The organism is Paraburkholderia silvatlantica (assembly GCF_003096715.1).
Lineage (GTDB): Bacteria > Pseudomonadota > Gammaproteobacteria > Burkholderiales > Burkholderiaceae > Paraburkholderia > Paraburkholderia silvatlantica.
In genome coordinates this window covers 1-25,586 of the sequence record NZ_QEOL01000007.1, presented here as the reverse complement: position 1 = coordinate 25,586, position 25,586 = coordinate 1, and the positions used below count along the sequence as shown (strand labels likewise).

Here is a 25,586-nt window from a genome sequence, read left to right as displayed (position 1 = left end):
GCGGCCTCAGTCGGGACGCTTGCGCCAGACATGCTTCTTGATCGGCGGGGTCGGACGGTCGATGCGCACGTACAGGCGGAAGCGCTCGTCGCGGTCGGCGGCGCGGCGGCCTTCCCAGACGAGCTTCCACACGTAGTCCGGCATCGAGCTCGGCTCGCCGTAGTCCTGCGTATCCTGGCGCAGGATCACGTCGCAGTCCTCGTTGAACGCGAAGTGCATCTTGCCGAAGTACGCGAAGGTGGCGATCTGCGCGTCGCCGAGGCGTACGGGCGAGATGCACTGATAGTCGGCGGGCAGGTGCGCCGCGATCTGCTCGGCCACGTCCTTGTAGGTCCGGCTGTAGTTGACGACCGGCAGCCACAGCGTCATGAGCAGCACCCACATGAGCGTGGTGCCGCCGCTCGAGAGCACGACGCTGCGCCACAGCACCTTCGGATGACGCGCCACGCGCCAGCGCACGAGCACCATCCAGCACACGGTGACGGCCACCGCGCATACGAACGAGAGAATCTTGAACTGCGGCACGAAGCCGGGCGCGAGGCGCGCGAGATTGCGCGCGAGCGGTGCCGGGAAACCGGTCATGCCCGCGAGCCACACGAGCCACACGAAGGTGCTGAGAATCGTGAAAGTCAGCACCGCGAACCAGTCGATCGCGTTGATCGCGCCACGCTTGAGCGTGGGCAGCGCGAAGGTCGCGAGCACAGCCAGCGCGGGCAGCACGAGCATGAAGAGCCGGTTCGATTCGTGGCTTTGCACGACCACGAGGATGAGCAGCGGCACGATCACCGACAGCGGAATCGCGATGTGCGGCTTGCGGCGCAGTCCGGCCCAGCTCACGAAGGCCCAGATCGCGAGTGGCCATGCGGGCCAGGTGAAGAGCGGCAGGTTCTTGGCGGCGTAGCGCAGCACAAAGCCAGGCGGGCCGGCGAAGGCGTTGACGTTGGTGTGCGCCCACTGGTTGAGGAACCAGACGGCGTCGTCGGGATACAGGTGCAGCGCCAGCAGCGGCCATGAGGCCGAGACGACGAGTGCCACGGGCAGGCCCGCCACGAGCAGCCAGCGCGAGCGCGTTTCGGGCGCGATGGCCAGCATGGCGAGCGTGCCGACGAGGAGCGCGCCCACGAGCACCGGGCCGCTCGAGAGCATCACGACGCCGAGCGCGAGGCCCCACCAGAGGGCGCCCTGGACCGGCTTGTCGATCGCGCGCACGACGCCGTACAGCAGCATGGCGATGCCCACGAACTGCATGAGCTGCGGCGTGGTTTCGTGACCGCGCTCGGCGAGGCCGAAGCAGGCCAGCAGGACGAGCAGGGCGCCGTCGCCGAGGGTGCGGCCGTAGTCGCGCGGCTCGGGCTCGCCGCCGAACGCGTACTTGAACGGCTGCACTTCGGGGCGGCGGCCCAGCAGATACGCGCTGTACCAGATGAACGCGCAGGCCAGACAGAACAGCACGCCGGTGGCGATGCGCGACGCATTGCTGGCGTCCACCCACGGTGCGAAGAGACGGATGCAGGCGGCGCCCAGCCAGTAGCCGAGCGGACCGTTCTCGGTCACGTACTTGCCGACGAGATTGGGCAGCAGCCAGTCGTGCGAGGTGCCGCCCGCCATCGTCCACATCACGCCGAAGCCCGCCGCATCCTCGTTCTTCCATGGGTCGCGGCCAAAGAGGCCGAACGCCGCGAAGACGATACAGATGGTCAGCAACAGCCAGCGCGGCAGGGCGCTGGTGGCGGAGGCGGTCAGTCGAATGGCTGGCTTCATGCAGTACGAAGGGAGACAGATAAACCGGGCGTGTTCGAGCGGGCGGCTCGCACGCGCAGGTCAAGCAGGCATGCGCGGCAGACAGTACATCCGGCCGCGCGCCGCGGAGCAATCCGGCATTCTAGCCGGGCCGGCGACCGCGCGTCACGGCGTCAGCCGCGGGCTGATCCACGGAAACCTCTGAACAGGGGCGGTAAGTCGCACCCGCCGGGCCGCGCGGACGGCGCAACGGTGGCGCAGGCAACAAAAAAGGGCAGCGTATGCTGCCCTTTTTGTGCACGTTCAATGCGGGACCGGCCAGCAGCCGGTGCGGCGAAGTGCTTACTTGCCGGCCTTGCCCGAGGCGCGTGCGCCGAACTTCTTGTTGAACTTCTCGACACGGCCTGCCGTGTCCATGATCTTTTGCGTGCCCGTGTAGAACGGATGCGATTCCGACGACACTTCGATCTTGGCGAGCGGGTAGGTCTTGCCGTTGAATTCGGCGGTTTCGCGCGTCTGGATGGTCGAGCGGGTCACGAACCTGAAGTCGTTCGAAACGTCGATGAACAGGACTTCGCGGTAATCCGGGTGAATGCCTTCTTTCATGGTTATTCCTTAAATCTGGCGGTAGCCAACCCGCGTGCCTGCAACACCCTGTTGCCGACTTTGCTCGCGCGAGCCACTTACCCAAGGGTCGAAAAACGGCGATTATGCCAGATAATCAGCCGGTTGGCGAATTTTTAAGGCGCCCGCGCGGCAGGTTTTCAGGCTGGCTGGCCGGCCAGCGCGCCCACGCGCGCCGGGTCCTGGCGGTAATAGCGCGCAAGCAGCCGGTAAAGCTCGGGATATTCCGCCTCGAACGCCTTCGGTTTGACGAAAAGGGCCTCGCTGCACACCGCGAAGAACTCCGACGGGTGATCGGCCGCATAGGGATCGATCAGCGAATCGCGCTCGAAGCGCGCCCAGCGGCGCTCCGGCACGGCGTCCACCTTGTCGCAGAACTGGTCGTAGGCGTTGTCGAACACGTCGGCCCAGGCCTGCGCGTCGAGTGGGGCGTGCCAGCGCCGATAAAGGGGCGGATGACCGTCGGCCTCGCCGTTGAGCATGTCGATCTTGTGGGCGAACTCGTGGATCACGACGTTGTATGCGTCGCTGCCATCGGTCATCTGCGCGTCTTCCCACGAGAGGATCACGGGGCCGCCTTCCCACGCCTCGCCGCTCGCGTCGTGCTCCACCTCGTGGATCACGCCGTCTTCGTCCTCTACGGTCTTGCGGATCACGAATTCCCCTGGATAGACGACCACGCCCACCCAGCCCTTGTAGAGGTCGAGCGAAAGGTTGAGCACCGGCAGCGACGCTTGCGCGGCGATCGCCACGGTCATCGGGTCGGTCAGCTCGAGATCGTGCGCCGTGGAGAATTCCTTTTGCGCGATGAAAAGGCTCGTCAGCTCGCGCAGGCGCGCGAGGTCGGCGGCGTCGAGATGCTTGAGAAAAGGCAGGCCCGCGAGCGTGGCCTGCCAAAGCGCATCGTCGATCGCGTAGGCGCGCAGCGCTTTTTCGCGGCGGCGCGCGTCGAACCAGTGGGAGAGTTTCGAAAGCATCGCTGGATGGGTTTCCCGTGCCTCTGGATGTCGTTCAGTCGATCTGCTTTTGCCAGGCGGCGTAGGCGCTCTGCAACGCCGGGTCGAACGGATTCACGAACCGGGCGAGCCGCGTCTGGTGCAGTGCGAGCCGGTGCTGCTCGACGATGATAACCGTGGCCGTCGCGAACGATATCGTCAACTGCCGGAAAAGAAAAACGCCCGCGAATTCGCGGGCGTTTTGCGGTGAGTCCAGCGGGCGAGGGCCTTAGCCGCCGCGGCGCATCATGTCGAAGAACTCGGAGTTGTTCTTCGTCTGGCGAATCTTGTCGAGCAGGAATTCCATGGCCTCGACTTCGTCCATGTCGTGGATGAACTTGCGCAGCACCCAGATCTTCTGGAGGATGTCCGGCTTGATCAGCAGCTCTTCGCGGCGCGTGCCCGACTTGTTCAGGTTGATCGACGGGTAGACGCGCTTTTCCGCGAGACGGCGCTCGAGGTGCACTTCCATGTTGCCGGTACCCTTGAACTCTTCGTAGATCACGTCGTCCATGCGGCTGCCGGTTTCGATCAGCGCCGTGCCGATGATGGTGAGCGAGCCGCCTTCTTCGATGTTACGTGCCGCGCCGAAGAAGCGCTTCGGACGCTGGAGCGCGTTGGCGTCCACACCGCCCGTGAGCACCTTGCCCGATGCGGGCACAACGGTGTTGTAGGCGCGCGCGAGACGCGTGATCGAGTCGAGCAGAATCACGACGTCGTGCTTCATTTCGACGAGACGCTTGGCCTTCTCGATCACCATTTCGGCGACCTGCACGTGACGCGCAGCCGGTTCGTCGAAGGTCGAGGCGATCACTTCGCCCGCCACCGAGCGCTGCATTTCGGTCACTTCTTCCGGGCGCTCGTCGATCAGCAGCACGAACAGGACCACGTCGGGGTGGTTCTGCTTGATGGCGTGCGCGATGTGCTGGAGCATCACGGTCTTGCCGGACTTGGGCGAAGCGACCAGCAGGCCGCGCTGGCCCTTGCCGATGGGCGCAATCATGTCGATGATGCGGCCCGTCACGTTCTCCTCGCCGCGCATTTCGCGCTCGAGCAGCAGCACCTTGTTCGGGTGCAGCGGCGTGAGGTTCTCGAACATGATCTTGTGCTTCGAGGCCTCCGGCGGCTGGCCGTTGACCTTGTCCACTTTCACGAGCGCGAAGTAGCGTTCGCCGTCCTTCGGCGTGCGCACTTCGCCTTCGATCGTGTCGCCGGTGTGCAGGTTGAAGCGGCGGATCTGCGACGGGCTGATATAGATATCGTCCGTGCTGGCGAGATACGAGGTTTCCGGCGAGCGCAGGAAGCCGAAGCCGTCGGGGAGCACTTCGAGCGTGCCGTCACCGAAGATCGTTTCGCCCGTCTTGGCGCGCTTCTTGAGAATCGCGAACATGAGTTCCTGCTTGCGCAGGCGGTTCGCATTTTCGATCTCGAGGCCATTGGCCATCTCGATCAATTCGGACACGTGCAGAGACTTGAGCTCGGAAAGATGCATACGGAGAACCCGTCGGGGAGGAGTGCGACGAAAAGAATGGGGGAAAAGAAGCGAGCGGAACCGCTCAAGGACTTTTGCGCGAAACTTTGCTTGAAACTTTTTGCTTAAAACTTTTATAAGGGCGCCGGTAGACGCTTTATGGATTCTAGCATAGCACACGCCAGAAACCGTCAGTGAAGGCCGACAGCAAGTTTCGGCGTGTTTTTATGGTGCGTGTTGTCGCGCGACAACACGCACCTTTGCGTGGCTCATCCCCTTGCTGGCCGGGCGATGCGCCCGGAAAGGAAGAGGCGGCCCGCGACGAAGTTACAGGTGGCTGTCCAGGAACGCGGTGAGCTGCGACTTCGAAAGCGCGCCGACCTTCTGCGCCGCCACGGCGCCGTTCTTGAAGAGGATCAGCGTGGGGATGCCGCGCACGCCGAACTTCACCGGAGTCGACTGGTGCTCGTCGACGTTGATCTTCGCGACCTGAAGGCGGTCGCCATAATCCTTCGCGACTTCATCGAGAATCGGCGCGATCATCTTGCACGGGCCACACCACTCGGCCCAGAAGTCCAGCAGCACGGGCTTGTCGGATTTCACGACGTCCTGTTCGAACGATGCGTCGCTGATATGCTTGATTTGTTCGCTCATTGTATGAATACCTCTTTCGATTCGAGGCCGAGTAAATTGCTCGCCACGATACACCAAAACTGAAAATTCATCCGGGGCCGCCTGGGCGGCCAGCCCGAACCCCAGTCATACGTCCGAATTGCACGTCAGATCACACGCCATTCGCACGCAAACCACGTGGCCCAGCCGATTGCCGACGCCAGTGTAGCCTAAATCCCTATGCGTTGCCGACGGTGATAGTACTCATGCCGCAAGCAGGGTTTCCGTCCTGCAGGCCACATTCCGCGGGACATTCGGGCCAAGGCGCGAACCTTTTCGCGGGGCCTTTTCGTGCGATATCTTGTGCTCCTGCACGCTATCTGGAGGCGGCGCGAGCCGTTGCAAGAGGGGATCTGTCCAAGGCGCGCAAGGATGCCTGGAGCGGCTCGGCGCGTTTTTTCGCAGTGCAGCAGTCGCATTGGCGCGCGACCGATGTTAGAATGCGCCGTGACGGGCCTCCTCGCATGGAGGGGCGGTCAACCTGGTCAGGTCGGGAACGAAGCAGCCACAGCCGTTTTCCGCCAGTGCCGAGGGTCGGGCTCGTCACCTTCCTCTTTTTTCTTCCGCTTTATCCCCCGGATACGAGACTCACGCTTCGCAACTGGCGGCGCGGTTCTTCGTTCGTCGTGTTTGTCACGTCTGCATCGGCGCTGTTTTCGTCGTCCGTCATCGTCGGTTCGCGCCATTGCCCGGCGGCCGCGAACCGGGCATTGGCCGCCTTTCGATTCATCTGGACGCGTGGGCGTTGCTGATACAATTTCCGCATGACCTATCAAGTTCTCGCACGCAAATGGCGACCGAGGGATTTCGCTTCGCTCGTCGGACAGGAGCACGTGGTGCGCGCGCTCACGCATGCACTCGACGGCGGCCGCCTGCATCACGCGTACCTCTTCACAGGCACGCGCGGCGTAGGCAAGACGACGCTGTCGCGTATCTTCGCCAAGGCGCTCAACTGTGAGACCGGCGTGACGTCGACGCCCTGCGGCGTATGCCGTGCGTGCCGCGAAATCGACGAAGGGCGCTTCGTCGATTACGTCGAGATGGATGCGGCGAGCAATCGCGGCGTGGACGAAATGGCCGCGCTGCTCGAGCGTGCGGTCTACGCACCGGTCGACGCGCGCTTCAAGGTCTACATGATCGACGAAGTGCACATGCTCACGAACCACGCCTTCAACGCGATGCTGAAGACGCTGGAAGAGCCGCCGCCGCATGTGAAGTTCATCCTCGCGACGACGGACCCGCAGAAGATTCCGGTCACGGTGCTCTCGCGCTGCCTGCAGTTCAATTTGAAGCAGATGCCGGCGGGCAACATCGTCGAGCATCTCACGCACATTCTCGGTGAGGAGAAGGTCGAGTTCGAGCCGCAGGCGCTGCGCCTGCTCGCACGCGCCGCCGACGGCTCGATGCGCGACGCGCTTTCGCTCACCGACCAGGCCATCGCCTATTCGGCCAACCAGGTCACCGAAGAAGCGGTGCGCGGCATGCTCGGCGCGCTCGATCAAAGCTATCTGATCCGCCTGATCGACGCGCTTCTGGCCGGCGACGGGGCGAACGTGCTCGCCATCGCCGACGAAATGGCGCTGCGCAGCCTGTCGTTCTCCACGGCGCTGCAGGACCTCGCGAGTCTGTTCCATCGCATCGGCTGGGCGCAGTTCGCGCCGTCTTCGGTACTCGACGAATGGCCCGAAGCCGACGACATTCGCCGTTTCGCTGAAGCGGTGAGTCCGGAGCAGGTCCAGCTTTTCTATCAGATCGCGACCCTCGGACGTAGCGAACTCGGCCTCGCGCCCGACGAATATGCTGGCTTCACGATGACGCTCCTGCGCATGCTCGCGTTCGAGCCTTCCGTGAGCGCGGGCGGCATTGGCAGCGCGCCGGCGTCGAAGCCCGCTGCGGCGGGCGCGGGCGCGCGTACGGCGTCGCCGGTAGCGGCGTCGGCGCGTAGTGCGGCGCCCGCCGTTGCGCCGCCGGCCGCGTCGAGGCCGGCGGCCCCGGTGCCGCAGTCGACAGAAGCCGCACCGCCGAACGTGCCCGTTGCCGGGCCGCAAGCGAGCGCGCCTGCGCCGCTCGCCAAGCCCGCAACTGAAGCGTACGTCGTACCGCCCTGGGAAGACGAGGGCGAGTCCGCGCCGAACCCGGGCACGGCGCCACAAGCTGCGCCTGTGGCCCCGGTCGAGCCGGCTGCGGCCGCTCCCGCTCCGGCAGAAGAGACCCAGGCTGTGCAGAGCCCGGCCGCTGCAGCCGCGCCGCAATTCGAATCTCGTGAGGAACCCGCCGCTGCGGCGTCCGCACGCGGTGGTGCGAGCGCCGCGCTCGACGTGCTGCGCAGCAAGGGCATGCGCGTTGCCACGGGCCGCGGTCCCGTCGCTGCTGCCGGCACAGCGGCTACTGCGCCTGCTCCGAAGGCCGCACCGCGCGTGGAGGTGAAGGTGCCGACGCCCGATCCGGCTCGCCGCGCCGCCGCCGCGCAGGAAGCGCAGGCACGCCCTGCGCCGCGCAACGCAAACGCGCAGCAGGACGCTTCGGGCGCGCCGCCGTGGGACGATATCCCGCCCGACGACTACGTGCCGCTTGGCGCCGATGACGCGTACTTTGCGCCGCCCGACGACGGCTTCGTGCCCGCCTACGACAACGAACCGTCCGCGCCACGCACCGCCGCTTCGGTGCCGACGCCGTCGCCGGCCGTGGTCGACGTGAGCAAGCTGCCGCCGGGCATTGCGCTCGACCCGATCGGTTTCACGGGCGACTGGCCCGCGCTCGCCGCCACGCTAACGCTGAAGGGCATCTCGTACCAGCTCGCGTTCAACAGCGAGCTGACAGCGCTCGAAGGCACGCTGCTCAAATTGAGCGTGCCGGTGCCGCAGTACGCCGAAGCCTCTCAGGTTGCGAAGCTCAAGACGGCGCTCGCCGAGCGTCTTGGCAAAACCGTCGAGGTGAGCGTGGAAGTCGGCCCCGCACGCCGCACGGCGGCCGCGCTCGACGCGGCGGACCGCGCCCAGCGTCAACGCGAAGCCGAGCGCGAGATCGGCGCCGACCCCTTCGTGCAACAACTGATTCGCGACTTCGGCGCGAGCATCGTGCCGGGCTCGATCCGGCCGGTCGCGCCGCAAGCCGCATCGGGCGGCAGTCAGGCCGCCCACTGATTTGCGCGGCGCGGCGCGGCAAGCGTCGCGCGCTTTCGAGCGCATCGATTCGAACGACTACGATCCAGAAGGAGCAGTGACTATGTTGAAAGGCCAACTCGCGGGGCTCATGAAGCAAGCCCAGCAGATGCAGGAAAACATGAAGAAGATGCAGGAGCAGCTTGCCCAGATCGAAGTCGAGGGTCAGGCTGGCGCCGGTCTCGTCAAGGTCACGATGACCTGCCGCAACGACGTGCGCCGCGTGTCGATCGATCCGAGCCTGCTCGCGGACGACAAGGACATGCTCGAAGACCTCGTGGCCGCGGCGTTCAACGACGCGGTGCGCAAGGCCGAAGCCACCTCGCAGGAAAAGATGGGCGGCATGACCGCCGGCCTGCCGCTGCCGCCTGGCTTCAAGATGCCGTTCTAAGGAACGTGGCGCGCGCCGCGCCGGCTTCAGGCAGGCCGGCGCCCGCGCGTCCCGCGTGTCTTGCCGCGGCCGGTACGGCTGCGCAGGCGTCATGGCGTCGAAAGCCGCAAGCCGCAAGCCGCAAGAATCAGGAAGCACCCCGAAGTCGATTCCGCTTCACACTCCGTCGCGCATCTCGCGCTGAATCCGCATGAAACAACCTTCCGCTCTCGCTGCTCTTGTCGAGGCGCTGCGCGTGTTGCCAGGTGTCGGGCCGAAGTCGGCTCAACGCATGGCCTATCACTTGATGCAGCACGACCGCGACGGCGCCGAAAAGCTCGGCAACGCGCTGCTGTTCGCGACCGGGAATCTGAAGCACTGCGAGAAGTGCAATACCTTCACAGAAGCTCAGGTATGCGAAACGTGCCTGGACGAGGAGCGTGACCCGGCATTGCTGTGCGTCGTCGAAACGCCGGCCGACCAGATCATGCTCGAGCAGACCATGACGTACCGCGGTTTGTATTTCGTGCTGATGGGGCATCTGAGTCCGCTCGACGGCATCGGTCCGAAAGAGATCCATTTCGACCGGCTCGTGAAGCGCGCGTCGGACGGCGTCGTCAAGGAAGTGGTGCTCGCCACCAATTTCACCAACGAGGGCGAGGCGACGGCTCATTATCTGGGCCAGACGCTCAAGGCGCGCGGACTCGCCGTCACGCGCCTCGCACGCGGCGTGCCGGTGGGCGGCGAACTCGAATATGTCGACGCAGGCACCATCGCGCGGGCCATGCTCGACCGGCGCTCGATGTAGCGTTCCGCCATGCCTCGATCGCGGCGTACCCAATAGGGCGCCGCACGCCGAACAGAACGAAAGGAGATACCATGAGCGCAGCCGCCGCTGCCCCCGAATCCCAATCGAATGCATCCGCAGCGAAAGACACGGGCCCACTAGCGGGCGTCAAAGTGCTCGAACTCGGCACATTGATCGCCGGCCCGTTCGCCGCCCGCTTTCTCGGCGAGTTCGGCGCCGAGGTCATCAAGATCGAAGACCCCAAGGGCGGCGATCCGCTGCGCAAATGGCGCAAGCTCTACCCGGAAGCGGGCGGCACGTCGCTCTGGTGGGCCGTGCAGGCGCGCAACAAGAAGTCCGTCACGGTGAATCTCAAAGCCGGGGAGGGTCAGGAGATCGTGCGGCGGCTTGCGAAGGAAGCCGACATCGTCATCGAGAATTTCCGGCCAGGCCTGCTCGAAAAGCTCGGCCTCGGCTACGACGTGCTCTCGAAGGACAATCCCGGCCTCGTGATGGTGCGGCTCTCGGGCTACGGCCAGACCGGCCCGTATCGCGACCGTCCGGGCTTCGGCGCGATCGCCGAATCGATGGGCGGCCTGCGCCACATTACCGGCTATCCCGATCTGCCGCCGCCGCGCATCGGCATTTCGATCGGCGACTCGATTGCGGCGCTGCACGGCGTGATCGGCGCGATGATGGCGCTCCATCATCGCAACATGAACGGCGGCACCGGGCAGATCGTCGATGTCGCGCTCTATGAGGCCGTGTTCAACATGATGGAGAGCGTGGTGCCCGAGTACGGCGTGTACGGGATGGTGCGCGAGCGCACCGGCGCGTCGCTGCCGGGCATCGTGCCGTCGAATACGTATCCGTGCCGGGACGGCAGCATCGTGATCGGCGGCAACAGCGATCCGATCTTCAAGCGCCTGATGATGGCGATCGACCGCGCGGACCTCGCGAACGATCCGCAACTCGCCCACAACGACGGCCGCGTGCCGCGCACGGCGCAGATCGATGGCGCAATCGCTGCGTGGCTCTCCACGCGCACCATCGACGAAGCGCTCGACGTGCTCAATGCCGCCGACGTGCCCGTTGGCCGCATCTACAGCGTGGCCGACATGTTCGCCGATCCGCAGTTCGCGGCGCGCCAGATGATCCAGCAGTTCCGCTGGCAGGCGCCGGGTGCGAAAGAAGGTGAGGGCGTGGACGTCGCGCTGCCCGCGGTCACGCCCAAGCTCTCGGCGACGCCCGGCGAGACACGCTGGCTTGGCCCCGCGCTGGGCGAACATACCGACGAGGTCCTGCGGACGCTGGGTTATGACGCGGACCATATCGCACGGTTGCGCGAGCAACACATCGTCTGAGGCGGCTTGCATCATGCATGACGGCTCGCCGTGAACAGCAGCCGGCGAGCCGTTTGTTTTGCCTCCTGCGGAACAGGAAACTAACAGGAAGCGCTCAGGGCTCGATCACGATCTTGCCCGTCACCTTGCGCGAGGCCATGTCCTTGAGCGCCTGCGCGGTGTCGGCGAGCCTGTAGCGCTTCGAGACGTACGGCTTGAGCTTGCCTTCGCCGATCCAGCCCATCATCTGCGCGAACGCTGCCGCATTGCGCTGCGGCTCGCGACGCGCGAAATCGCCCCAGAACACGCCGACGAGGCTCGCGCCCTTGAGCAGCGCGAGATTGAGCGGCAGCCTGGGAATCTCGCCATTCGCGAAGCCGACCACGAGATAGCGCCCGCGCCAGCCGATGCTGCGGAATGCCGGTTCCGCATACTCGCCGCCCACCGGGTCGTAGATCACGTCGGGGCCGTTGCCGTCGGTGAGCGCCTTGATGCGCTCGCGCAAGTCCTCGGTGCTGTAGTTGATGGTGGCGTCCGCACCGAACCGGCGGCAGACTTCGAGCTTTTCCTCGCTCGATGCAGCCGCGATCACGCGCGCGCCGAGCACCTTGCCGATTTCGACAGCCGCGAGGCCCACGCCGCCCGCCGCGCCGAGCACGAGCATCGTTTCGCCTGCGCGTAGCGCGGCGCGGTCGACCACGGCGTGATGCGAGGTGCCATACGCGAGCGTGAAGGCGGCGGCTGTCGCGAAATCGGCGCCCTCGGGCAGCGCCACGCACGCCGATGCGTCCGCGAGCGCCTGCTCGGCGAAAGCGCCGGTGCCCACATACGCCACCACGCGCATGCCGGGTGCGAGCTTCACGCCTTCGCCCGCCGCGCGCACGACGCCGGCGAGTTCGGCGCCAGGCGTGAAGGGCAGCGGCGGCTTCATCTGATACTTGTTCTCGATGATGAGCACGTCGGGAAAGTTGACGGCCGCGGCCTTCACGTCGATCACGACCTGGCCCGGGCCCGGCACGAGGTCGGGCGAGTCTTCGAGCGTGAGCGAGTCGGGTGGCCCGTACTGGTTGCAGCGGATTGTGCGCATCGTGTCTCCTGTCTTTTCCGGTTCGGTCGCTTGCGGTTGCGACGGACATGCATTCGCTAGCGGGACAGTGTACGGCAATCCGCCGTATTGCGAACGGTCGTGCGATTTATTTCGCGTCGATGAGACGTGTCTTTCGAGACGTACCGCGGCTGCAAATACGTCCCGAACGGCGCGCGATATCGGCCTTGGCGCAATGCCAAACACGCGCCGGCATAGGGGCCGGGCTGTCGTTCGCGTGCCTTCTTTCCTCGGTTACAATCGCTCGATGCGAATACTACTCAGCAACGACGACGGTTATCTCGCCCCCGGCCTCGCGGCGCTTTATGAAGCGCTCAAGCCCCTCGGCGAAGTCACGGTCATGGCGCCCGAGCAGAACTGCAGCGCCGCATCGAACTCGCTTACGCTGTGGCGCCCGCTGTCGGTGTTGCGATCGGCGAGTACCGGCTTCTATTACGTGAACGGCACGCCCACCGACTCGGTGCACATCGCGCTCACGGGCATGCTCGACCAGCAGCCCGACCTCGTGGTCTCCGGCATCAACAACGGCCAGAACATGGGCGAGGACACGCTGTACTCGGGCACGGTGGCCGCGGCGACCGAAGGCATCATGTTCGGCGTGCCGGCCATCGCGTTCTCGCTCGTCGACAAGGACTGGGTGCATCTCGATTCCGCCGCGCGCGTCGCGGCCGAGATCGTTGCGCATTACCTCGCGAACCCGTTGCCGGGCCATCCGCTGCTGAACGTCAACATCCCGAACCTGCCGTACGACGCGCTTGGCGGCTGGCGCGTCACACGCCTCGGCAAGCGTCATCCTTCGCAGCCCGTGATCCGCGAGACCAATCCGCGCGGCGAGCCGATCTACTGGATCGGGCCGTCGGGCAGCGCACGCGACGCGAGCGAGGGCACGGACTTCCACGCGGTAGCGAACGGCCATGTGTCGATCACGCCGCTGCAACTCGATCTCACCCATACGCAGATGCTGTCCGCGACGCACGACTGGGCGCGCAAGGGCGGCAGCGCTTCATGACGGGCGAGCGCACGAAGCGTTTTCCGCTCGGGCTTGCGGATCTCGTACGCGAGCCGCGCCGGCGCGACACGCGCCCGGGCGAGGCACGCACGTCGCTCGCGGGCGCGGGCAACAGCGGTCCGTCGAAAGCGGGCGTCGGCGCACTCGCGAAACCTGGCGCGAAGGTGAGCGCGAACGCGGGTAATCCGGCCATTGCGAAGTCCAACGCGAGCGCGCCGTTCAAGGCGCCGCCTGCGAAGCCGGTCAATGCGAAGCCGGTAAGCGCAAAGCCGGTAAGCGCAAAGCCGGTGAGTTCGATCAAGCCTGCGCATCTTGCCGGCAATGCGGCCGCGCCGCGCGCCGCAATGCCGGGCGGCGCGAGTGTGCCGCGCGCCGCGGCAGCCGTCACGGGCGCGCCCGCTGTTGCGCTCAACGGCGCGCACGCGCTGACTTCGGAACGCGTACGCGAACGCATGGTCGAACGCCTGCGTGCGAACGGCATTGCCGACGCGCGCGTGCTCCAGGCGCTCGCGGCCGTGCCGCGCCACATGTTCATCGACCCGGGTCTCGCTACCCAGGCCTACGAAGATGCGGCGTTGCCGATCGGACATCACCAGACCATTTCGAAGCCTTCCGTGGTCGCGCGCATGCTCGAGCTCGCGGGCGCGGGCCGTGTGCTCGAGCGCGTGCTGGAAATCGGCACCGGCTGCGGCTATCAGGCAGCCGTGTTGAGCCAGATCGCACGCGACGTGTATTCCATTGAACGCATCAAGCCGTTATACGAGCGCGCGAAGACGAATCTTCGTCCGCTGCGTATCCCGAATATCCGCTTGCACTACGGCGACGGACGGCTCGGTTTGCCGTCGGCGGCGCCGTTCGACGCGATCGTGATTGCCGCTGCGGGCTTCGACGTGCCGCAGGCGCTGCTCGAGCAGCTCGCCATCGGCGGGCGGCTCGTGGCGCCCGTCGCGGTGTCCGGCACGCAGAGTGCCGCCGGCGAAGCGGCGCAGGTCCTCACGCTCGTCGAGCGTACCGGGCCGGCGCAGTGGCGGGAGTCACGCCTCGATCGCGTTTTCTTTGTCCCCTTAAAATCTGGAGTGATCTGAATCCGATGAGTATGTTGCGCGCGATCAAAAGAAACCGCCTGAATGTCGACCTGCCCGAAGCCACGCTGATCGCAGCCCAGCGCGGCGCCGCGGTCGCCGCGCTCTGTCTTCTGGCCGCCTGCGCCACGCGACTCGATCAGGCACCCGTGGTGGACCGCACCGCGCCGCTCGGCACGGCGGCTGCACAGCCTCCGGTGCCGCTTGGACCGCCGCCTCCGGGATATTACCGGGTGAAGCCGGGCGACACTCTCTATAGGATTGCGCTCGAAAACGGCCAGAATTATCGCGACATCGCGACGTGGAACAATCTCACCAATCCGAACCAGATTGAGGTGGACCAGTTGTTGCGCGTCGTGCCGCCGGGTGCGAATCCGTCGGCGTACACGCCGGGTGTCGTGACCGCGCCGGTGCCGGGTGTGGGCCCGGCGCCGGGCGCTCCGGCAGCGGGGACGCCGGCGCAGCCGCCGATCTACGGTTCGGGCGCGAACGCAGCGCCGCCGACGGCTGCCGTGCCGCCGCAGCCGGGTGCGAGCGGCAGCGACCTGGCCGCGGCGCCGGGCGGCAACATCGCGCTCGCGTGGCCGGTGCGTGGTCCGGTGCTCAACGGCTTCGACGATACGAAGAACAAGGGCATCAATATTGGTGGTGCGCCGGGCGATCCTGTCAAGGCAGCCGGCGATGGACGCGTGGTTTATGCCGGAAATGGGCTGCGCGGTTACGGCAATCTCATTATCATCAAGCATGACGCGACGTTTTTGACCGCGTATGCACACAACCGGACTTTGATGGTAAAAGAAGGGGATGCGGTCACCAAAGGTCAGAAGATCGCCGAAATGGGCAATACCGACTCGGACCGGGTGATGCTGCATTTCGAAGTACGCCGTCAGGGTAAGCCCGTCGACCCACTGAAGTACTTGCCGCCGCAATAAAAGCGAGCCGACCATGCCGAAATCGAAGCGCCGTCTGCAGCAATCCGAGTCTGACAGCCAAGCCGCCCAGGTTTCGGTGGAGGACGGCGCGCAGGCGGGCGACGACGACGCGTCGCCCGACCTCGACGGCGGCCGCGAGTACGACGAGCGCGACGAGCGTGAAGAGCGCGATTCCCCGGCAGAAGAAGGCGGCGCGGGCGAGGGCGCCGAAAGCGCCGATGCCGCGCCCGACGCCGACGATTTCCGCGCCATGCTGCAGGCCGAACTCACGGCCGACACCATCCAGCATTATCTGAACCGGATCAGCGTGAAGCCGCTCCTCACGGTCGAGGAGGAGCAGCGCTACTCGCGGCTCGCCAAGGCCGGCGAGTTCGAAGCGCGTCAGGTCATGATCGAGCGCAATCTGCGTCTCGTCGTCAGCATTGCCAAGGGTTACCTCAATCGCGGCGTGCCGCTGCTCGACTTGATCGAGGAGGGCAACCTCGGCCTCATGCACGCAATCGAAAAGTTCGATCCCACGCGCGGCTTCCGTTTCTCGACCTACGCGACGTGGTGGATCCGCCAGAGCATCGAGCGCGCGATCATGAACCAGGCGCGCACTGTGCGTTTGCCGGTGCACGTGATCCGCGAGCTCAACCAGGTGCTGCGCGCGAAGCGGCATCTGGAAAAGAATTCGCTCAACGCCGATTCGGCCTCCGAGCGGCGCGACGCGAGCATCGACGACATCGCCTATCTCACCGGCAAGACCACCGAGGAAGTCACCGACATTCTCGCGCTCAACGAACACACGGCCTCGCTCGACGCGCCGCTCGACCTCGACCCGGCCAGCAGCCTGCTCGACCTGCTCTCGGACGACCAGAGCCAGTCCCCCGACGCCGAAGTGCAGCATCGCGAACTGGAAACGCTGACGCGCGCGTGGCTCGGCCGGCTATCCGATAAGCATCGCCACGTCATCGAACGGCGCTTCGGCCTGAACCATATCGAGCCCGCGACGCTCGAAGAACTGGCCGACGAAATGGGCCTCACCCGCGAGCGCGTGCGGCAGATCCAGCAGGAAGCGCTGGTGCGCCTCAAACGCTTTTTCGCTTCGAACGGCGTGCGCAAGGACGCCGTTCTCTAAACCCTCGCAGTCCATCTGAATGACAGTTCCTGTACTCGTATTCGATATCGAGACGATTCCCGATGTCGACGGCATTCGCCGTCTCGAAGATCTGCCCGCCACGCTCACCGACACCGAAGTGGCAGAGCACGCCTTCGCCGCGCGCCGCGAGAAAACCGGCAGCGATTTCCTGCCGCACCACTTGCAGCGCATCGCCGCGATCTCCTGCGTGTTTCGCGACGGCCAGGGCTTTCGCGTGCGCTCGCTCGGCACGCCCGAAGACGGCGAGGCGCGCCTGATCGATTCGTTCTTCCGTACGATCGAGAAGTATTCGCCGCAGCTCGTTTCGTGGAACGGCGGCGGCTTCGACTTGCCGGTGCTGCACTATCGCGCGCTCGTGCACGGCATTCGCGCGCTGCGCTACTGGGAAATGGGCGATGCGGATCGCGAGTTCAAGTGGAACAACTACATCAGCCGCTACCACACGCGCCACACCGATCTGATGGACCTGCTGGCGATGTACCAGCCGCGCGCGAGCGCGCCGCTCGACGCGCTCGCGAAGCTCTGCGGCTTTCCGGGCAAGCTCGGCATGGACGGCGGCCAGGTATGGAGCGCGTTTCAGGAAGGCCGCATCGAGGAGATCCGCAACTACTGCGAAACCGACGTGGTCAACACGTATCTGCTTTATTGCCGGTTTCAGATGATGCGCGGCGGTTTCACGGAGCGCGAATATGCGGATGAGATCGAGTTCGTGAAGCAGTCGCTCGCCGCAGAAACCGCGCCGCATTGGGGCGAGTATCTCAAGGCGTTCGCGAGCTAGGCACGGCTTGGTCTCTCACCCCAGTTCGAGCACGATCGGCTGATGATCCGAAGCCTGGGTCGCGCCGTCAATCTCACAGCTTCGCAAGCGTGAGCGCAAATCCTCCGTAACGAAGACGAAGTCGCACGCGAGCGGACCGTCCGACCATTGTTGCGTGTCGTAGACGCCGGCCGTGGGCGGCGGCGTCGCGCCCGCATGCAGCGCGCTCCACGCGTCGATGAACGCGGGGCTGCCCGCGAGCGGTTCGAGCATCCGTGTGTACGCCTCACTGCCCCATGCGCTGTTGAAGTCGCCGCAGACGATCGCGGATAACGGGCGCGCGGTGCGGGCGAACGGACCCACATCGTTTTCGGCGGGCGCGGGATGCGCGGCGTGATCGGCGGCTTCCTGCTGCAGGCGCCGCAACTCGTCCACTTGCGCGAGCCGCTGGCGCAGCGAGTAGAACTCCAGATGCGTGACCAGCACGCGCAGCGCGCCGCCCGGCGTGTCGAGCACGGCTTCGAGTGCGACGCGTTGCATCGAGGGCGCGGTGGAGTCGGCGGGCCACGGCAGAGCGTGGCGAAAAACCTGCGCGAGGGGCAAGCGTGTGGCGAGCGCGTTGCCGAACTGGCGGCGCGGCATCTGCGCGGTGCCTTGACTGGAGGCTTGCGCGTCACGCGGCGCGGGCAAGTCGGCGCCGATGGCTTCGATGACCGTGTAGCCCGGCAGCAGTGAGCGCAGTTCGGCGAACTGGTCGTCGCCGGGTCCACCCGGCAGCGCCCGGAAGCCGCGCGTGATCTCCTGCAGGCACAGCACGTCGAAGTCGGCGAGGCGCCGGGCCTCGCGCACCGTGCGCGCGAGATCGACGACGCCGGAAGCGTCGCGCCCCCACTGCACATTCCAGCTCACCAGTTTCATCTGCACGCTCCTCGCATGGCGCGGCGGCGATTCGCGCACGCACGTTTAACCCTAGCCTGGTTTCTCCCGGCGCGTTGTCTGACGAATGCGATGGCAGCGGCGCATACGGGGCGCAGCGCGCACGATCGAACCAGTCTGAAAACGGCAGCGGCGAAGCGCGGGCGCCGACTTCGACTACAATCTCGCCTTCGCCCACCATTCACTCATCGTCAGTCAGGAATCCGCTGGTGTCTCAAGCTGCCCCCGACCCTCACGCCGAGCCTGTCCAGGCCGAGCCTATGCCGTTCACGCCCCCGAAAAAGCGCAGCAAGCGCGAGCGCCGCGCCGAAAAGCGCGCCGCCGTCGAAGCTTCGGTCGCTCATGCCCCCATTCTCGAGATCGAGTCGCTCGACATGGAGGCCCGCGGCGTCGGCCGCACCGTGACCGAGACGGGCGAGCCCGGCAAGGTGATCTTCGTCGAGGGTGCGTTGCCGGGCGAGCGCGTGACCTACCTCAGCTACCGCAAGAAGCCCACGTTCGAACAGGCGCAGGTGGTCGACGTGCTGCGCGAGAGTGCGATCCGCACGAAGCCGCAGTGCGCGTTCTTCGGCACCTGCGGCGGCTGCTCGATGCAGCACCTCGACGTGCGCGCGCAGATCGCCGTCAAGCAACGCGTGCTCGAGGATAATCTCATGCACCTCTCGAAGGTGCGTGCGGAGACGATGTTCCGGCCGATTCACGGGCCGTCGTGGGGCTACCGCTATCGTGCGCGCCTCACGGTGCGCAATGTGCCGAAGAAGGGAGGCGTGCTGGTCGGCTTCCACGAGAGGAAGAGCAGCTACGTGGCCGACATGACGAGCTGCGAAGTGCTGCCGCCGAACGTCTCGGCAATGCTCGTGCCGCTGCGCCATCTGGTGACCGCGCTGTCGATTCGCGATCGTATGCCGCAGATCGAGCTGGCCGTGGGCTCGAGCGTGACGGCGCTCGTGCTGCGTATTCTCGAGCCGCTCACGGCCGCCGACGAAGACCTGCTGCGCGCGTTCGCGCACGAGCACAACGTCCAGTTCTGGCTGCAGCCGAAGGGCCCGGACACGGTGTTCCCGTTCTATCCGCTCGACAAGGCGCTGGACTACACGCTGCCCGAATACGGCATTCGCATGCCGTTCAAGCCGACGGACTTCACCCAGGTCAATCACCAGATCAACCGCGTGCTGGTGGGCCGCGCGTTGCGCCTGCTCGCGCCGGAGCCGGGCGACCGCGTGCTCGATCTGTTCTGCGGCATCGGCAACTTCACGTTGCCGCTCGCGCGTCTCGCGCGTGAAGTGGTGGGGATCGAAGGCAGCGATACGCTGACGGCCCGCGCACTCGAAAATGCGCGTGCCAATGGCGTGGACGGCCACACGTCGTTTGCGTGCCGCAACCTGTTCGAGGTCACCGCAGACGACATCCGCGCGCTCGGCCACTTCGACAAGTTCCTGGTCGACCCGCCGCGCGAAGGTGCGTTCGCCGTTTCCCAGGCGCTCGCGAAAATTGCGCAGAGCGGCAATGGCCCGCTGCCCAGACGCATCGTCTACGTGTCGTGCAGTCCCGCGACGCTGGCGCGCGATGCGGGTGTCCTCGTCAACGAGGCCGGCTACCGCCTGAAGGGGGCGGGCGTGGTCAACATGTTCCCGCATACGTCGCACGTGGAATCGATTGCGCTGTTCGAGCGCGATTGATCAGGCCGGCGGCAGCACAGGCGCGTATAGCCTGCGCTGCTGCTGAAGCAAAAAAAACGCCACGGAGAACCGTGGCGTTTTGCGTTTCAGTGTGCCTCGCAGGGGAGGCGCGGCGATCACCAGATCTGCCACCAGGACTTGTTCTCCTTGCCGGGGCGCGCGTGACCGGTGATGTACGGGCTGTCCGGGAAGGTGCCGGCGAGCACGCGGCGCGTGTCTTCGGCGAGCTGCGGCTGATCGAGCTTCTGGTACGACAGGATCATGATGTGCAGCGCGTCTTCGATTGCGGGCGCGCTCTTGTAGTCCTGGATCGCGAGCTGCGCGCGGTTGATGGCCGCCACATAGGCGCCGCGGCGATAGTAGTAGTCCGCCGCGTGCACTTCGTGCGAAGCGAGTGCGTTCACGATGTAGCGCATGCGCTGGGCGGCGTCCGGCGCGTATTTGCTCTGCGGATACTTGTCGACGACCACCTTGAACGCGTCATACGACTCGCGCAGCGACTTCGGGTCGCGCTCGCTCATGTCCTGGCCCGAGAAGCGGCCGAACAGGCCCAGGTCGTCGTTGAAGTGGATCATGCCCTTGAGGTAGTACGCGTAGGCAATGTCCGGGTGATCCGGGTGCAGCTGGATGAAGCGGTTGATCGCCTGGTCGGCGGCGTCGTTCTCGTTGTCCTTCCAGTTGCAGTAGGCCACGTTGATCTGCGCCTGCTGGGCGAAGTGGCCGAACGGGTCGCGGCCCTGGAGCGCTTCGAAGTATTTCGCGCACTTGCCCCAGTCGCCGCCGGAGAGCGCGTCCTGGGCCTCCGTATATAATTTGTTGTTGTTCCACGCTGCTGTTTCGTCGGTCTTTTCCGGCAGGCCGTGGCAGGCCGCGACCACGGCGAGCGCCGCGCCGCAGGCAGCAAGTCGAATGATGTTGCCAATCTTGCCGAGCGTGTTGGCTCGCGTCGCGCGCATTGCGTTTCGGGCCATCGTGTGTTGGGCCAGTTTCGTAATCGTGTTCAAGGCTCGCATTTATCCAGTCCAGCTTCAGGTCCACAGGTGACCCAGACTCAATGACCCGTACAGTTATTCCGGGGGCCGGCGCTCCCGGCGCCCAAAACAGCATCAGAGATTATAGCCTGGGCGATGCACCCGATGACGCAGCCGCCGGTGAGGCGCTCGACGACGAACTCGCAGGCGAGCGCGGCGGCGAAGCGCCGCGCTCGGTTCAGGTGCCAGATGAGCTGGCAGGCGAGCGGCTCGACAAGGTGCTCGCCAGAGTATTTCCGGAATTCTCACGCAGCCGTTTGCAGGGCTGGATCGAGGAGCAGCGCGTGCGCGTGGACGGCAAGCCGGCCAAGGTGCGCCAGCCGGTGCCGCTCGGCGCGACCATCGAGCTCGTGCCGGACCTCCTGCCCGAGCAGCTCGCGTTCACGCCCGAGCCGGTGCCGCTCGACATCGTCTACGAGGACGACGCCATCGTCGTGATCAACAAGCCCGCCGGGCTCGTCGTGCATCCGGCCGCGGGCAACTGGAGCGGCACGCTCCTCAACGGTCTCCTGCATCGCTATGGCGAAGCCGCGGCGGGTCTGCCGCGCGCCGGGATCGTCCATCGGCTCGACAAGGAAACGTCCGGGCTGATGGTCGTCGCGCGCACACTCCAGGCGCAGACCGACCTCGTGCGCCAGCTGCAGGCGCGCACGGTCAAGCGCCGCTATCTCGCGCTCGTGTGGGGCAACATGGCCGACGAAGGCACCATCGACGCGCCCATCGGCCGCGACCCGCGCGAGCGTACGCGCATGGCGGTGGTGAAGGGCGCTTCGGGCAAGCCCGCGCGCACGCACTTCCGGCGCATCGACAAGACGCTCTGGCACAACCAGCCCGTGAGCGCCATTCATTGCGACCTCGAAACGGGGCGCACCCACCAGATTCGTGTGCACTGCGCGCACGTCGGCCATCCGTTGCTGGGCGATCCGGTGTACGGTCACGCGCGCGGCAAGCGCTCGGTCGCGGCCCTGCCCGACGGCTTCGCGCGCCAGGCGCTGCACGCGTGGCGCCTCGGCCTCGTTCATCCGGTCACGGGCCGCACGATGCAATGGCGCGCCGAAGTGCCCGACGATCTGGACGCGCTGATCGAGGCCCTCGGCTTCGGCGGCGAGGAAGACGAGGACGGAGCCGGCTTCGATGAAGACATGTTCGACAGCGCCTACACCGACGAAGGCTACGTGATCGGCAGCGACGAGGAAGATTACGAAGACGACGAAGACGAAGTCGGCGATGAGCAAGACGAGCAAGACGAGCAAGACGAGCAAGACGAGGACAAGCACGCATGACGACCTGCCCGGCACTGACATCCGACGATTTGCTGCATCCCGACTGGCAGGTTTCGCCGCGCGTGCGCGCCCTGGTGACGACGCGCGACGGCGGTGTGAGCGAGCCGCCGTTCGGGCGTTGGCAGGCCGCGCAGGGCGGTGAGGGCGTGGATTTCCCCGGCGGCCTGAATCTCGGCCGCGGCTCCGGCGACGATCTCGCGCACGTCGAGGCGAACCGCGAGCGGCTGCTCGCGCATGCGGGCGTGCCGGCCGCGTGGCTCAAGCAGATCCACGGTCCCGTCGTGGTCGACGCCGCGCAGGCGCTTGCCGCTGCGCGCGCGGGCGCCCCGCTCGAAGCCGATGCGAGCGTGACCGCCGAGCCCGGCATCGCCTGCACGGTGATGGTGGCCGACTGCATGCCCGTCTTGCTGTGCGACGGCGAGGGACGCGCCGTAGGCGCCGCGCACGCGGGCTGGCGCGGCCTGGCCGCCGGCGTCATCGAGCGCACGGCCGAGCGCGTCGCGGCGCTCGCGGGCTGTGCGACGGCCGACCTGCATGCGTACCTCGGCCCCGCGATCGGGCCCACGGCCTTCGAGGTCGGCACCGACGTGCGCGACGCGTTCATGACCCATGTGGAGCACGTCGACGCGGCACGGCGCGATGCGCATCGCGCCGCCACCGCGGCGGCCTTCGTGGCGCGCCCCGAAGCGAGCGGCAAGTACCTTGCCGATCTTCCCGCGCTCGCGCGGCTGCGGCTCGATACGCTCGGCGTGCGCCACGTGAGCGGCGGCGACCTGTGCACGGTCACACAGCGCGAGCGCTTCTACTCGTACCGGCGCGATCGCGTCACCGGCCGCATGGCCGCGCTGATCTGGCTCAATCCCTGATTTGCCATGCCCTGCCGCCGCCGTGATGCAGCGGGGCGGCGAGTTGGGATCGGGACGATTTTATGTTGCAGCGCAGCTATTCCCGCAACGCGCTGCGCGCCACTCGCGGCGCACTGGTTCCCCGATTCCCGTTTTGCACTGCAAGCGCTTGCCGCCACGGCAGATTTTCGTGCTCCAGACTGCACAGCAATGTGTCGCGGCAGTTAAACAATTGATTACATCGGGAAAACGATAATTAAAAAAATATCGCAGCGCGGCAAAATCGGGCACAAGCATTGACACGCTTTGCAATGGGGAGCAAGAATGTCCTTCACCCACGGGACAGGTCGTGACGAGCGCCGCAACGGCGACCGTATGCGTACCACCTGCCTCTCAACCAGTCCCTCGGGACACATCGGTCAAAAGCAGGCATGACGGCATCTCAACGTTCCAAGACTGCCCCGGGCACGGGCGCTTCAACTGATGGTGCAACGCGCGGCAATCCGCCTTTTGCTGCCGACGCAGCCGGCATGCAGCAGTATCTCGACGCGTGGACGAACGCCTGGAAGAGCGCCCTGAATGCTGCGCAGCAAACGGGCGGCGCGGCGCAGCAAGCGCCCTTCGCGGGACTCGCGGCCAACTGGTGGCCGCCGGCGGCCAACGGTGCGCCGGGTAATCCTCTTGCCGCGGGTAATCCTTTTGCCGCAGGCAATCCTTTCGCCGCGGGCAATCCGTTCTCTGCCGGCAGTCCGTTCGGAGCAGCCAATCCGTTCGGAGCAGCCAATCCGTTCGGCGGCGCGAACCCGTTCGAAGGTTTCAAGCTTCCCACGGCATCGATCGAACCTGCCCGGCTGCAGCATCTGCAGGCGGAGTACTCGCGCGACGCGCTCGACTTGCTGCGCCAGGCCACCGACACCACGCCCAAGGCGCCCGAGCTCAAGGACCGGCGCTTCAGTTCCGACGCCTGGAAAGCCACGCCCGCCTACGCGTTCACGGCGGCGTGGTATCTGCTCAACGCGCGCTACCTGCATGAACTGGTCGACGCGATCGATACCGATCCGAAAACACGCGAGCGCATTCGCTTCGCCGTGCAGCAGTGGACCGCGGCGGCCTCGCCGAGCAACTTCCTCGCGCTCAATCCCGATGCGCAGAGCGCCTTGCTCGAAACCCAGGGCGAGAGCTTGCGCCAGGGCGTGATGAACCTGCTCGGCGACCTGTCGCGCGGCAAGATTTCGCAGACCGACGAATCACGCTTCGTGGTAGGCCGCAATCTCGCGACCACCGAAGGTTCGGTCGTGTTCGAGAACGCGCTGTTCCAGCTGATCCAGTACAAGCCGCGCACGGCTACCGTGCGCGAGCGGCCGCTTCTGATCGTGCCGCCGTGCATCAACAAGTACTACATCCTCGACCTGCAGCCCGAGAACTCGCTCGTCGCCTATGCGCTGGAGCAGGGGCAGCAGGTGTTCCTCGTCTCGTGGCACAACGGCGACGCGTCGATCGCGGACCGCTCCTGGGACGACTACATCGAGGAGGGCGTGCTCACGGCCATCGAGACGACGCGCAGCATCAGCGAGCGCGAGCAGATCAACACGCTCGGCTTTTGCGTGGGCGGCACGCTCCTCGCCACGGCGCTGGCCGTCGCGGCGGCGCGCGGCGAACATCCCGCGGCGTCGATGACGCTGCTCACCGCGATGCTCGACTTCAGCGACACGGGCGTGCTCGATGTGTTCGTCGATGAAGCGCACGTGCAGATGCGCGAGCAGACCATCGGCGGCAAGAACGGCGGTACGCCGGGGCTCATGCGCGGCGTCGAGTTTGCGAACACGTTCTCGTTCCTGCGGCCCAACGATCTGGTCTGGAACTACGTCGTCGATAATTACCTGAAGGGCCGCACGCCCGCGCCGTTCGACCTGCTGTTCTGGAACAGCGACTCGACGAGCCTGCCGGGGCCGATGTACGCGTGGTACCTGCGCAATACGTATCTGGAAAACAAGCTGCGTGAGCCGGGCGCGCTCACGGTGTGCGGCGAGGAAGTGGATCTTTCGCGCATCGACGTGCCGACTTTCATCTACGGCTCGCGCGAGGATCACATCGTGCCCTGGCGCACGGCGTATGCGTCGGTGCCGCTGTTGTCCGGGCCGCTGAAGTTCGTGCTTGGCGCGTCGGGGCATATCGCGGGCGTGATCAACCCGGCGTCGAAGAACAAGCGCAGCTTCTGGAGCATCGAGGCCGACGCGAAGCATCTGCCGGAAGAGGCCGACGACTGGTTCGCTGCGGCCGAGGAGAAGCCCGGCAGCTGGTGGCCGACCTGGGCCGAATGGCTCGATCAGTATGGCGGCAAGAAGGTGAAGCCGCGTGCGCAAGCCGGCTCGGCGGAATTCCCCGAGATCGAGCCGGCGCCGGGGCGTTACGTGCAGCAGCGCGATTGAGGCGATTCGGGCGCTCGATACGCTTGCTGCGGAATTCGGATTAACAACTTGACGGGCGGGGCGCATGGCGCGCCACCAAGCCGCCCGGAGGATCTGGAAATGACTGACATTGTGATCGTTTCGGCCGCACGTACGGCGGTAGGCAAATTCGGCGGCTCGCTCGCGAAGGTGGCGGCGCCAGATCTCGGCGCGAT

22 protein-coding genes and 1 other RNA gene are annotated in these 25,586 nt (G+C 66.0%); 14 read left to right on the top strand and 9 right to left on the bottom strand.

The genetic code is table 11. The annotated features are described in order from the left end of the window. Window positions 1–6 precede the first annotated feature (6 nt). The 6 genes from C7411_RS11495 to trxA all read right to left on the bottom strand — a co-directional run bounded on the left by C7411_RS11495 (window position 7) and on the right by trxA (window position 5,484). Window positions 7–1,761: an ArnT family glycosyltransferase gene (locus C7411_RS11495; protein ID WP_110384438.1), complete on the bottom strand. Its 1,755-nt coding sequence runs from the start codon at window positions 1,759–1,761 to the stop codon at window positions 7–9. 321 nt (window positions 1,762–2,082) lie between these two features. Then, window positions 2,083–2,346 carry a type B 50S ribosomal protein L31 gene (locus tag C7411_RS11490; RefSeq protein ID WP_042268668.1) on the bottom strand — a complete coding sequence of 88 codons (264 nt, stop codon included), beginning with the start codon at window positions 2,344–2,346 and terminating at the stop codon, window positions 2,083–2,085. Window positions 2,347–2,504: 158 nt separating this feature from the next. Further along, entirely contained in the window at window positions 2,505–3,341 is an 837-nt protein-coding gene (locus C7411_RS11485) for a M90 family metallopeptidase (RefSeq protein ID WP_042268669.1), read from the bottom strand. Between the two features lie 34 nt (window positions 3,342–3,375). Then, window positions 3,376–3,522: a hypothetical protein gene (locus C7411_RS37425; RefSeq protein ID WP_165822781.1), complete on the bottom strand. Its 147-nt coding sequence runs from the start codon at window positions 3,520–3,522 to the stop codon at window positions 3,376–3,378. A 66-nt stretch (window positions 3,523–3,588) separates the two neighbouring features. Further along, on the bottom strand, window positions 3,589–4,851 hold the full coding sequence (rho, locus tag C7411_RS11480) for a transcription termination factor Rho (protein WP_027818379.1): 1,263 nt from the start codon (window positions 4,849–4,851) through the stop codon (window positions 3,589–3,591). 306 nt (window positions 4,852–5,157) lie between these two features. Further along, the gene (trxA, locus tag C7411_RS11475) at window positions 5,158–5,484 is read right to left on the bottom strand and encodes a thioredoxin TrxA (RefSeq protein WP_027818380.1); all 327 of its coding nucleotides are present in this window, start codon (window positions 5,482–5,484) and stop codon (window positions 5,158–5,160) included. Window positions 5,485–5,951: 467 nt separating this feature from the next. On the opposite strand from trxA, the gene ffs reads away from it, so the two are divergent. The 5 genes from ffs to C7411_RS11450 all read left to right on the top strand — a co-directional run bounded on the left by ffs (window position 5,952) and on the right by C7411_RS11450 (window position 11,184). Beyond that, an RNA gene (gene ffs / locus C7411_RS11470) (signal recognition particle sRNA small type) lies at window positions 5,952–6,050 on the top strand. Between the two features lie 216 nt (window positions 6,051–6,266). Continuing rightward, entirely contained in the window at window positions 6,267–8,645 is a 2,379-nt protein-coding gene (dnaX, locus tag C7411_RS11465; RefSeq protein WP_110384437.1) for a DNA polymerase III subunit gamma/tau, read from the top strand. An 82-nt stretch (window positions 8,646–8,727) separates the two neighbouring features. Next, window positions 8,728–9,054: a YbaB/EbfC family nucleoid-associated protein gene (locus tag C7411_RS11460; RefSeq protein ID WP_028204938.1), complete on the top strand. Its 327-nt coding sequence runs from the start codon at window positions 8,728–8,730 to the stop codon at window positions 9,052–9,054. A 190-nt stretch (window positions 9,055–9,244) separates the two neighbouring features. Continuing rightward, window positions 9,245–9,841, top strand: coding sequence for a recombination mediator RecR (gene recR / locus C7411_RS11455; RefSeq protein WP_110384436.1), 597 nt, complete (start codon window positions 9,245–9,247; stop codon window positions 9,839–9,841). A gap of 71 nt (window positions 9,842–9,912) precedes the next feature. Continuing rightward, window positions 9,913–11,184, top strand: coding sequence for a CaiB/BaiF CoA transferase family protein (locus C7411_RS11450; protein ID WP_110384435.1), 1,272 nt, complete (start codon window positions 9,913–9,915; stop codon window positions 11,182–11,184). A gap of 94 nt (window positions 11,185–11,278) precedes the next feature. Here the strand turns inward: C7411_RS11450 and C7411_RS11445 are convergent, their stop codons facing one another. Beyond that, window positions 11,279–12,250: an NADPH:quinone oxidoreductase family protein gene (locus C7411_RS11445; RefSeq protein ID WP_110384434.1), complete on the bottom strand. Its 972-nt coding sequence runs from the start codon at window positions 12,248–12,250 to the stop codon at window positions 11,279–11,281. Between the two features lie 265 nt (window positions 12,251–12,515). Between C7411_RS11445 and surE the strand changes: the two genes are divergently transcribed. From surE to C7411_RS11420, 5 genes are read left to right on the top strand one after another with little or no spacing between them, the layout of a single operon-like run. After that, the gene (gene surE, locus C7411_RS11440; RefSeq protein WP_110384433.1) at window positions 12,516–13,277 is read left to right on the top strand and encodes a 5'/3'-nucleotidase SurE; all 762 of its coding nucleotides are present in this window, start codon (window positions 12,516–12,518) and stop codon (window positions 13,275–13,277) included. Next, window positions 13,274–14,362: a protein-L-isoaspartate(D-aspartate) O-methyltransferase gene (locus C7411_RS11435; protein WP_110384432.1), complete on the top strand. Its 1,089-nt coding sequence runs from the start codon at window positions 13,274–13,276 to the stop codon at window positions 14,360–14,362. Before surE ends, C7411_RS11435 begins: the two co-directional genes overlap by 4 nt. A 5-nt stretch (window positions 14,363–14,367) precedes the next feature. Then, complete coding sequence (locus tag C7411_RS11430; protein ID WP_110384431.1) at window positions 14,368–15,291, top strand: peptidoglycan DD-metalloendopeptidase family protein; 924 nt, start codon at window positions 14,368–14,370, stop codon at window positions 15,289–15,291. A gap of 13 nt (window positions 15,292–15,304) precedes the next feature. Then, window positions 15,305–16,411 carry an RNA polymerase sigma factor RpoS gene (rpoS, locus tag C7411_RS11425; RefSeq protein ID WP_110384430.1) on the top strand — a complete coding sequence of 369 codons (1,107 nt, stop codon included), beginning with the start codon at window positions 15,305–15,307 and terminating at the stop codon, window positions 16,409–16,411. Window positions 16,412–16,430: 19 nt separating this feature from the next. Next, the gene (locus C7411_RS11420) at window positions 16,431–17,210 is read left to right on the top strand and encodes a 3'-5' exonuclease (RefSeq protein ID WP_110384429.1); all 780 of its coding nucleotides are present in this window, start codon (window positions 16,431–16,433) and stop codon (window positions 17,208–17,210) included. Window positions 17,211–17,225: 15 nt separating this feature from the next. Here C7411_RS11420 and C7411_RS11415 read toward each other — a convergent pair whose 3' ends face one another. Continuing rightward, window positions 17,226–18,107, bottom strand: coding sequence for an endonuclease/exonuclease/phosphatase family protein (locus tag C7411_RS11415; protein WP_110384428.1), 882 nt, complete (start codon window positions 18,105–18,107; stop codon window positions 17,226–17,228). Window positions 18,108–18,499: 392 nt separating this feature from the next. Here C7411_RS11415 and rlmD point away from each other — a divergent pair, with 392 nt between their 5' ends. Further along, entirely contained in the window at window positions 18,500–19,804 is a 1,305-nt protein-coding gene (gene rlmD, locus C7411_RS11410; protein ID WP_243413132.1) for a 23S rRNA (uracil(1939)-C(5))-methyltransferase RlmD, read from the top strand. Between the two features lie 116 nt (window positions 19,805–19,920). On the opposite strand, the gene C7411_RS11405 is transcribed toward rlmD, so the two are convergent. Continuing rightward, window positions 19,921–20,760 carry an outer membrane protein assembly factor BamD gene (locus C7411_RS11405; protein ID WP_042268681.1) on the bottom strand — a complete coding sequence of 280 codons (840 nt, stop codon included), beginning with the start codon at window positions 20,758–20,760 and terminating at the stop codon, window positions 19,921–19,923. 98 nt (window positions 20,761–20,858) lie between these two features. Here C7411_RS11405 and C7411_RS11400 point away from each other — a divergent pair, with 98 nt between their 5' ends. The 3 genes from C7411_RS11400 (at window position 20,859) to phaC (ending at window position 25,392) form a co-directional block, all read left to right on the top strand. Continuing rightward, a complete protein-coding gene (locus tag C7411_RS11400) occupies window positions 20,859–22,118 on the top strand; it encodes an RluA family pseudouridine synthase (protein WP_110384426.1) in 1,260 nt (419 codons plus the stop codon). Then, window positions 22,115–22,984, top strand: a complete 870-nt coding sequence (gene pgeF / locus C7411_RS11395; RefSeq protein WP_110384425.1) for a peptidoglycan editing factor PgeF — start codon at window positions 22,115–22,117, stop codon at window positions 22,982–22,984. The genes C7411_RS11400 and pgeF overlap by 4 nt, the downstream gene beginning before the upstream one ends. Window positions 22,985–23,394: 410 nt before the next feature. Next, window positions 23,395–25,392: a class I poly(R)-hydroxyalkanoic acid synthase gene (phaC, locus tag C7411_RS11390; protein ID WP_373682582.1), complete on the top strand. Its 1,998-nt coding sequence runs from the start codon at window positions 23,395–23,397 to the stop codon at window positions 25,390–25,392. Window positions 25,393–25,586 lie beyond the last annotated feature (194 nt).

What these genes read in the sequence shown, in the direction of transcription:
- C7411_RS11405 (WP_042268681.1), bottom strand. Translation starts at nt 20,760, where the DNA reads ATGCGCGCGACGCGAGCCAACACGCTCGGCAAGATTGGCAACATCATT.
- rpoS (WP_110384430.1), top strand. Translation starts at nt 15,305, where the DNA reads ATGCCGAAATCGAAGCGCCGTCTGCAGCAATCCGAGTCTGACAGCCAA.
- recR (WP_110384436.1), top strand. Translation starts at nt 9,245, where the DNA reads ATGAAACAACCTTCCGCTCTCGCTGCTCTTGTCGAGGCGCTGCGCGTG.
- C7411_RS11460 (WP_028204938.1), top strand. Translation starts at nt 8,728, where the DNA reads ATGTTGAAAGGCCAACTCGCGGGGCTCATGAAGCAAGCCCAGCAGATG.
- rlmD (WP_243413132.1), top strand. Translation starts at nt 18,500, where the DNA reads ATGGAGGCCCGCGGCGTCGGCCGCACCGTGACCGAGACGGGCGAGCCC.
- C7411_RS11490 (WP_042268668.1), bottom strand. Translation starts at nt 2,346, where the DNA reads ATGAAAGAAGGCATTCACCCGGATTACCGCGAAGTCCTGTTCATCGAC.
- C7411_RS11415 (WP_110384428.1), bottom strand. Translation starts at nt 18,107, where the DNA reads ATGAAACTGGTGAGCTGGAATGTGCAGTGGGGGCGCGACGCTTCCGGC.
- C7411_RS11430 (WP_110384431.1), top strand. Translation starts at nt 14,368, where the DNA reads ATGAGTATGTTGCGCGCGATCAAAAGAAACCGCCTGAATGTCGACCTG.
- C7411_RS11495 (WP_110384438.1), bottom strand. Translation starts at nt 1,761, where the DNA reads ATGAAGCCAGCCATTCGACTGACCGCCTCCGCCACCAGCGCCCTGCCG.
- C7411_RS11420 (WP_110384429.1), top strand. Translation starts at nt 16,431, where the DNA reads ATGACAGTTCCTGTACTCGTATTCGATATCGAGACGATTCCCGATGTC.
- C7411_RS11485 (WP_042268669.1), bottom strand. Translation starts at nt 3,341, where the DNA reads ATGCTTTCGAAACTCTCCCACTGGTTCGACGCGCGCCGCCGCGAAAAA.
- dnaX (WP_110384437.1), top strand. Translation starts at nt 6,267, where the DNA reads ATGACCTATCAAGTTCTCGCACGCAAATGGCGACCGAGGGATTTCGCT.
- trxA (WP_027818380.1), bottom strand. Translation starts at nt 5,484, where the DNA reads ATGAGCGAACAAATCAAGCATATCAGCGACGCATCGTTCGAACAGGAC.
- surE (WP_110384433.1), top strand. Translation starts at nt 12,516, where the DNA reads ATGCGAATACTACTCAGCAACGACGACGGTTATCTCGCCCCCGGCCTC.
- C7411_RS11445 (WP_110384434.1), bottom strand. Translation starts at nt 12,250, where the DNA reads ATGCGCACAATCCGCTGCAACCAGTACGGGCCACCCGACTCGCTCACG.
- C7411_RS11435 (WP_110384432.1), top strand. Translation starts at nt 13,274, where the DNA reads ATGACGGGCGAGCGCACGAAGCGTTTTCCGCTCGGGCTTGCGGATCTC.
- pgeF (WP_110384425.1), top strand. Translation starts at nt 22,115, where the DNA reads ATGACGACCTGCCCGGCACTGACATCCGACGATTTGCTGCATCCCGAC.
- rho (WP_027818379.1), bottom strand. Translation starts at nt 4,851, where the DNA reads ATGCATCTTTCCGAGCTCAAGTCTCTGCACGTGTCCGAATTGATCGAG.
- phaC (WP_373682582.1), top strand. Translation starts at nt 23,395, where the DNA reads ATGACGGCATCTCAACGTTCCAAGACTGCCCCGGGCACGGGCGCTTCA.
- C7411_RS11450 (WP_110384435.1), top strand. Translation starts at nt 9,913, where the DNA reads ATGAGCGCAGCCGCCGCTGCCCCCGAATCCCAATCGAATGCATCCGCA.
- C7411_RS11400 (WP_110384426.1), top strand. Translation starts at nt 20,859, where the DNA reads ATGACCCGTACAGTTATTCCGGGGGCCGGCGCTCCCGGCGCCCAAAAC.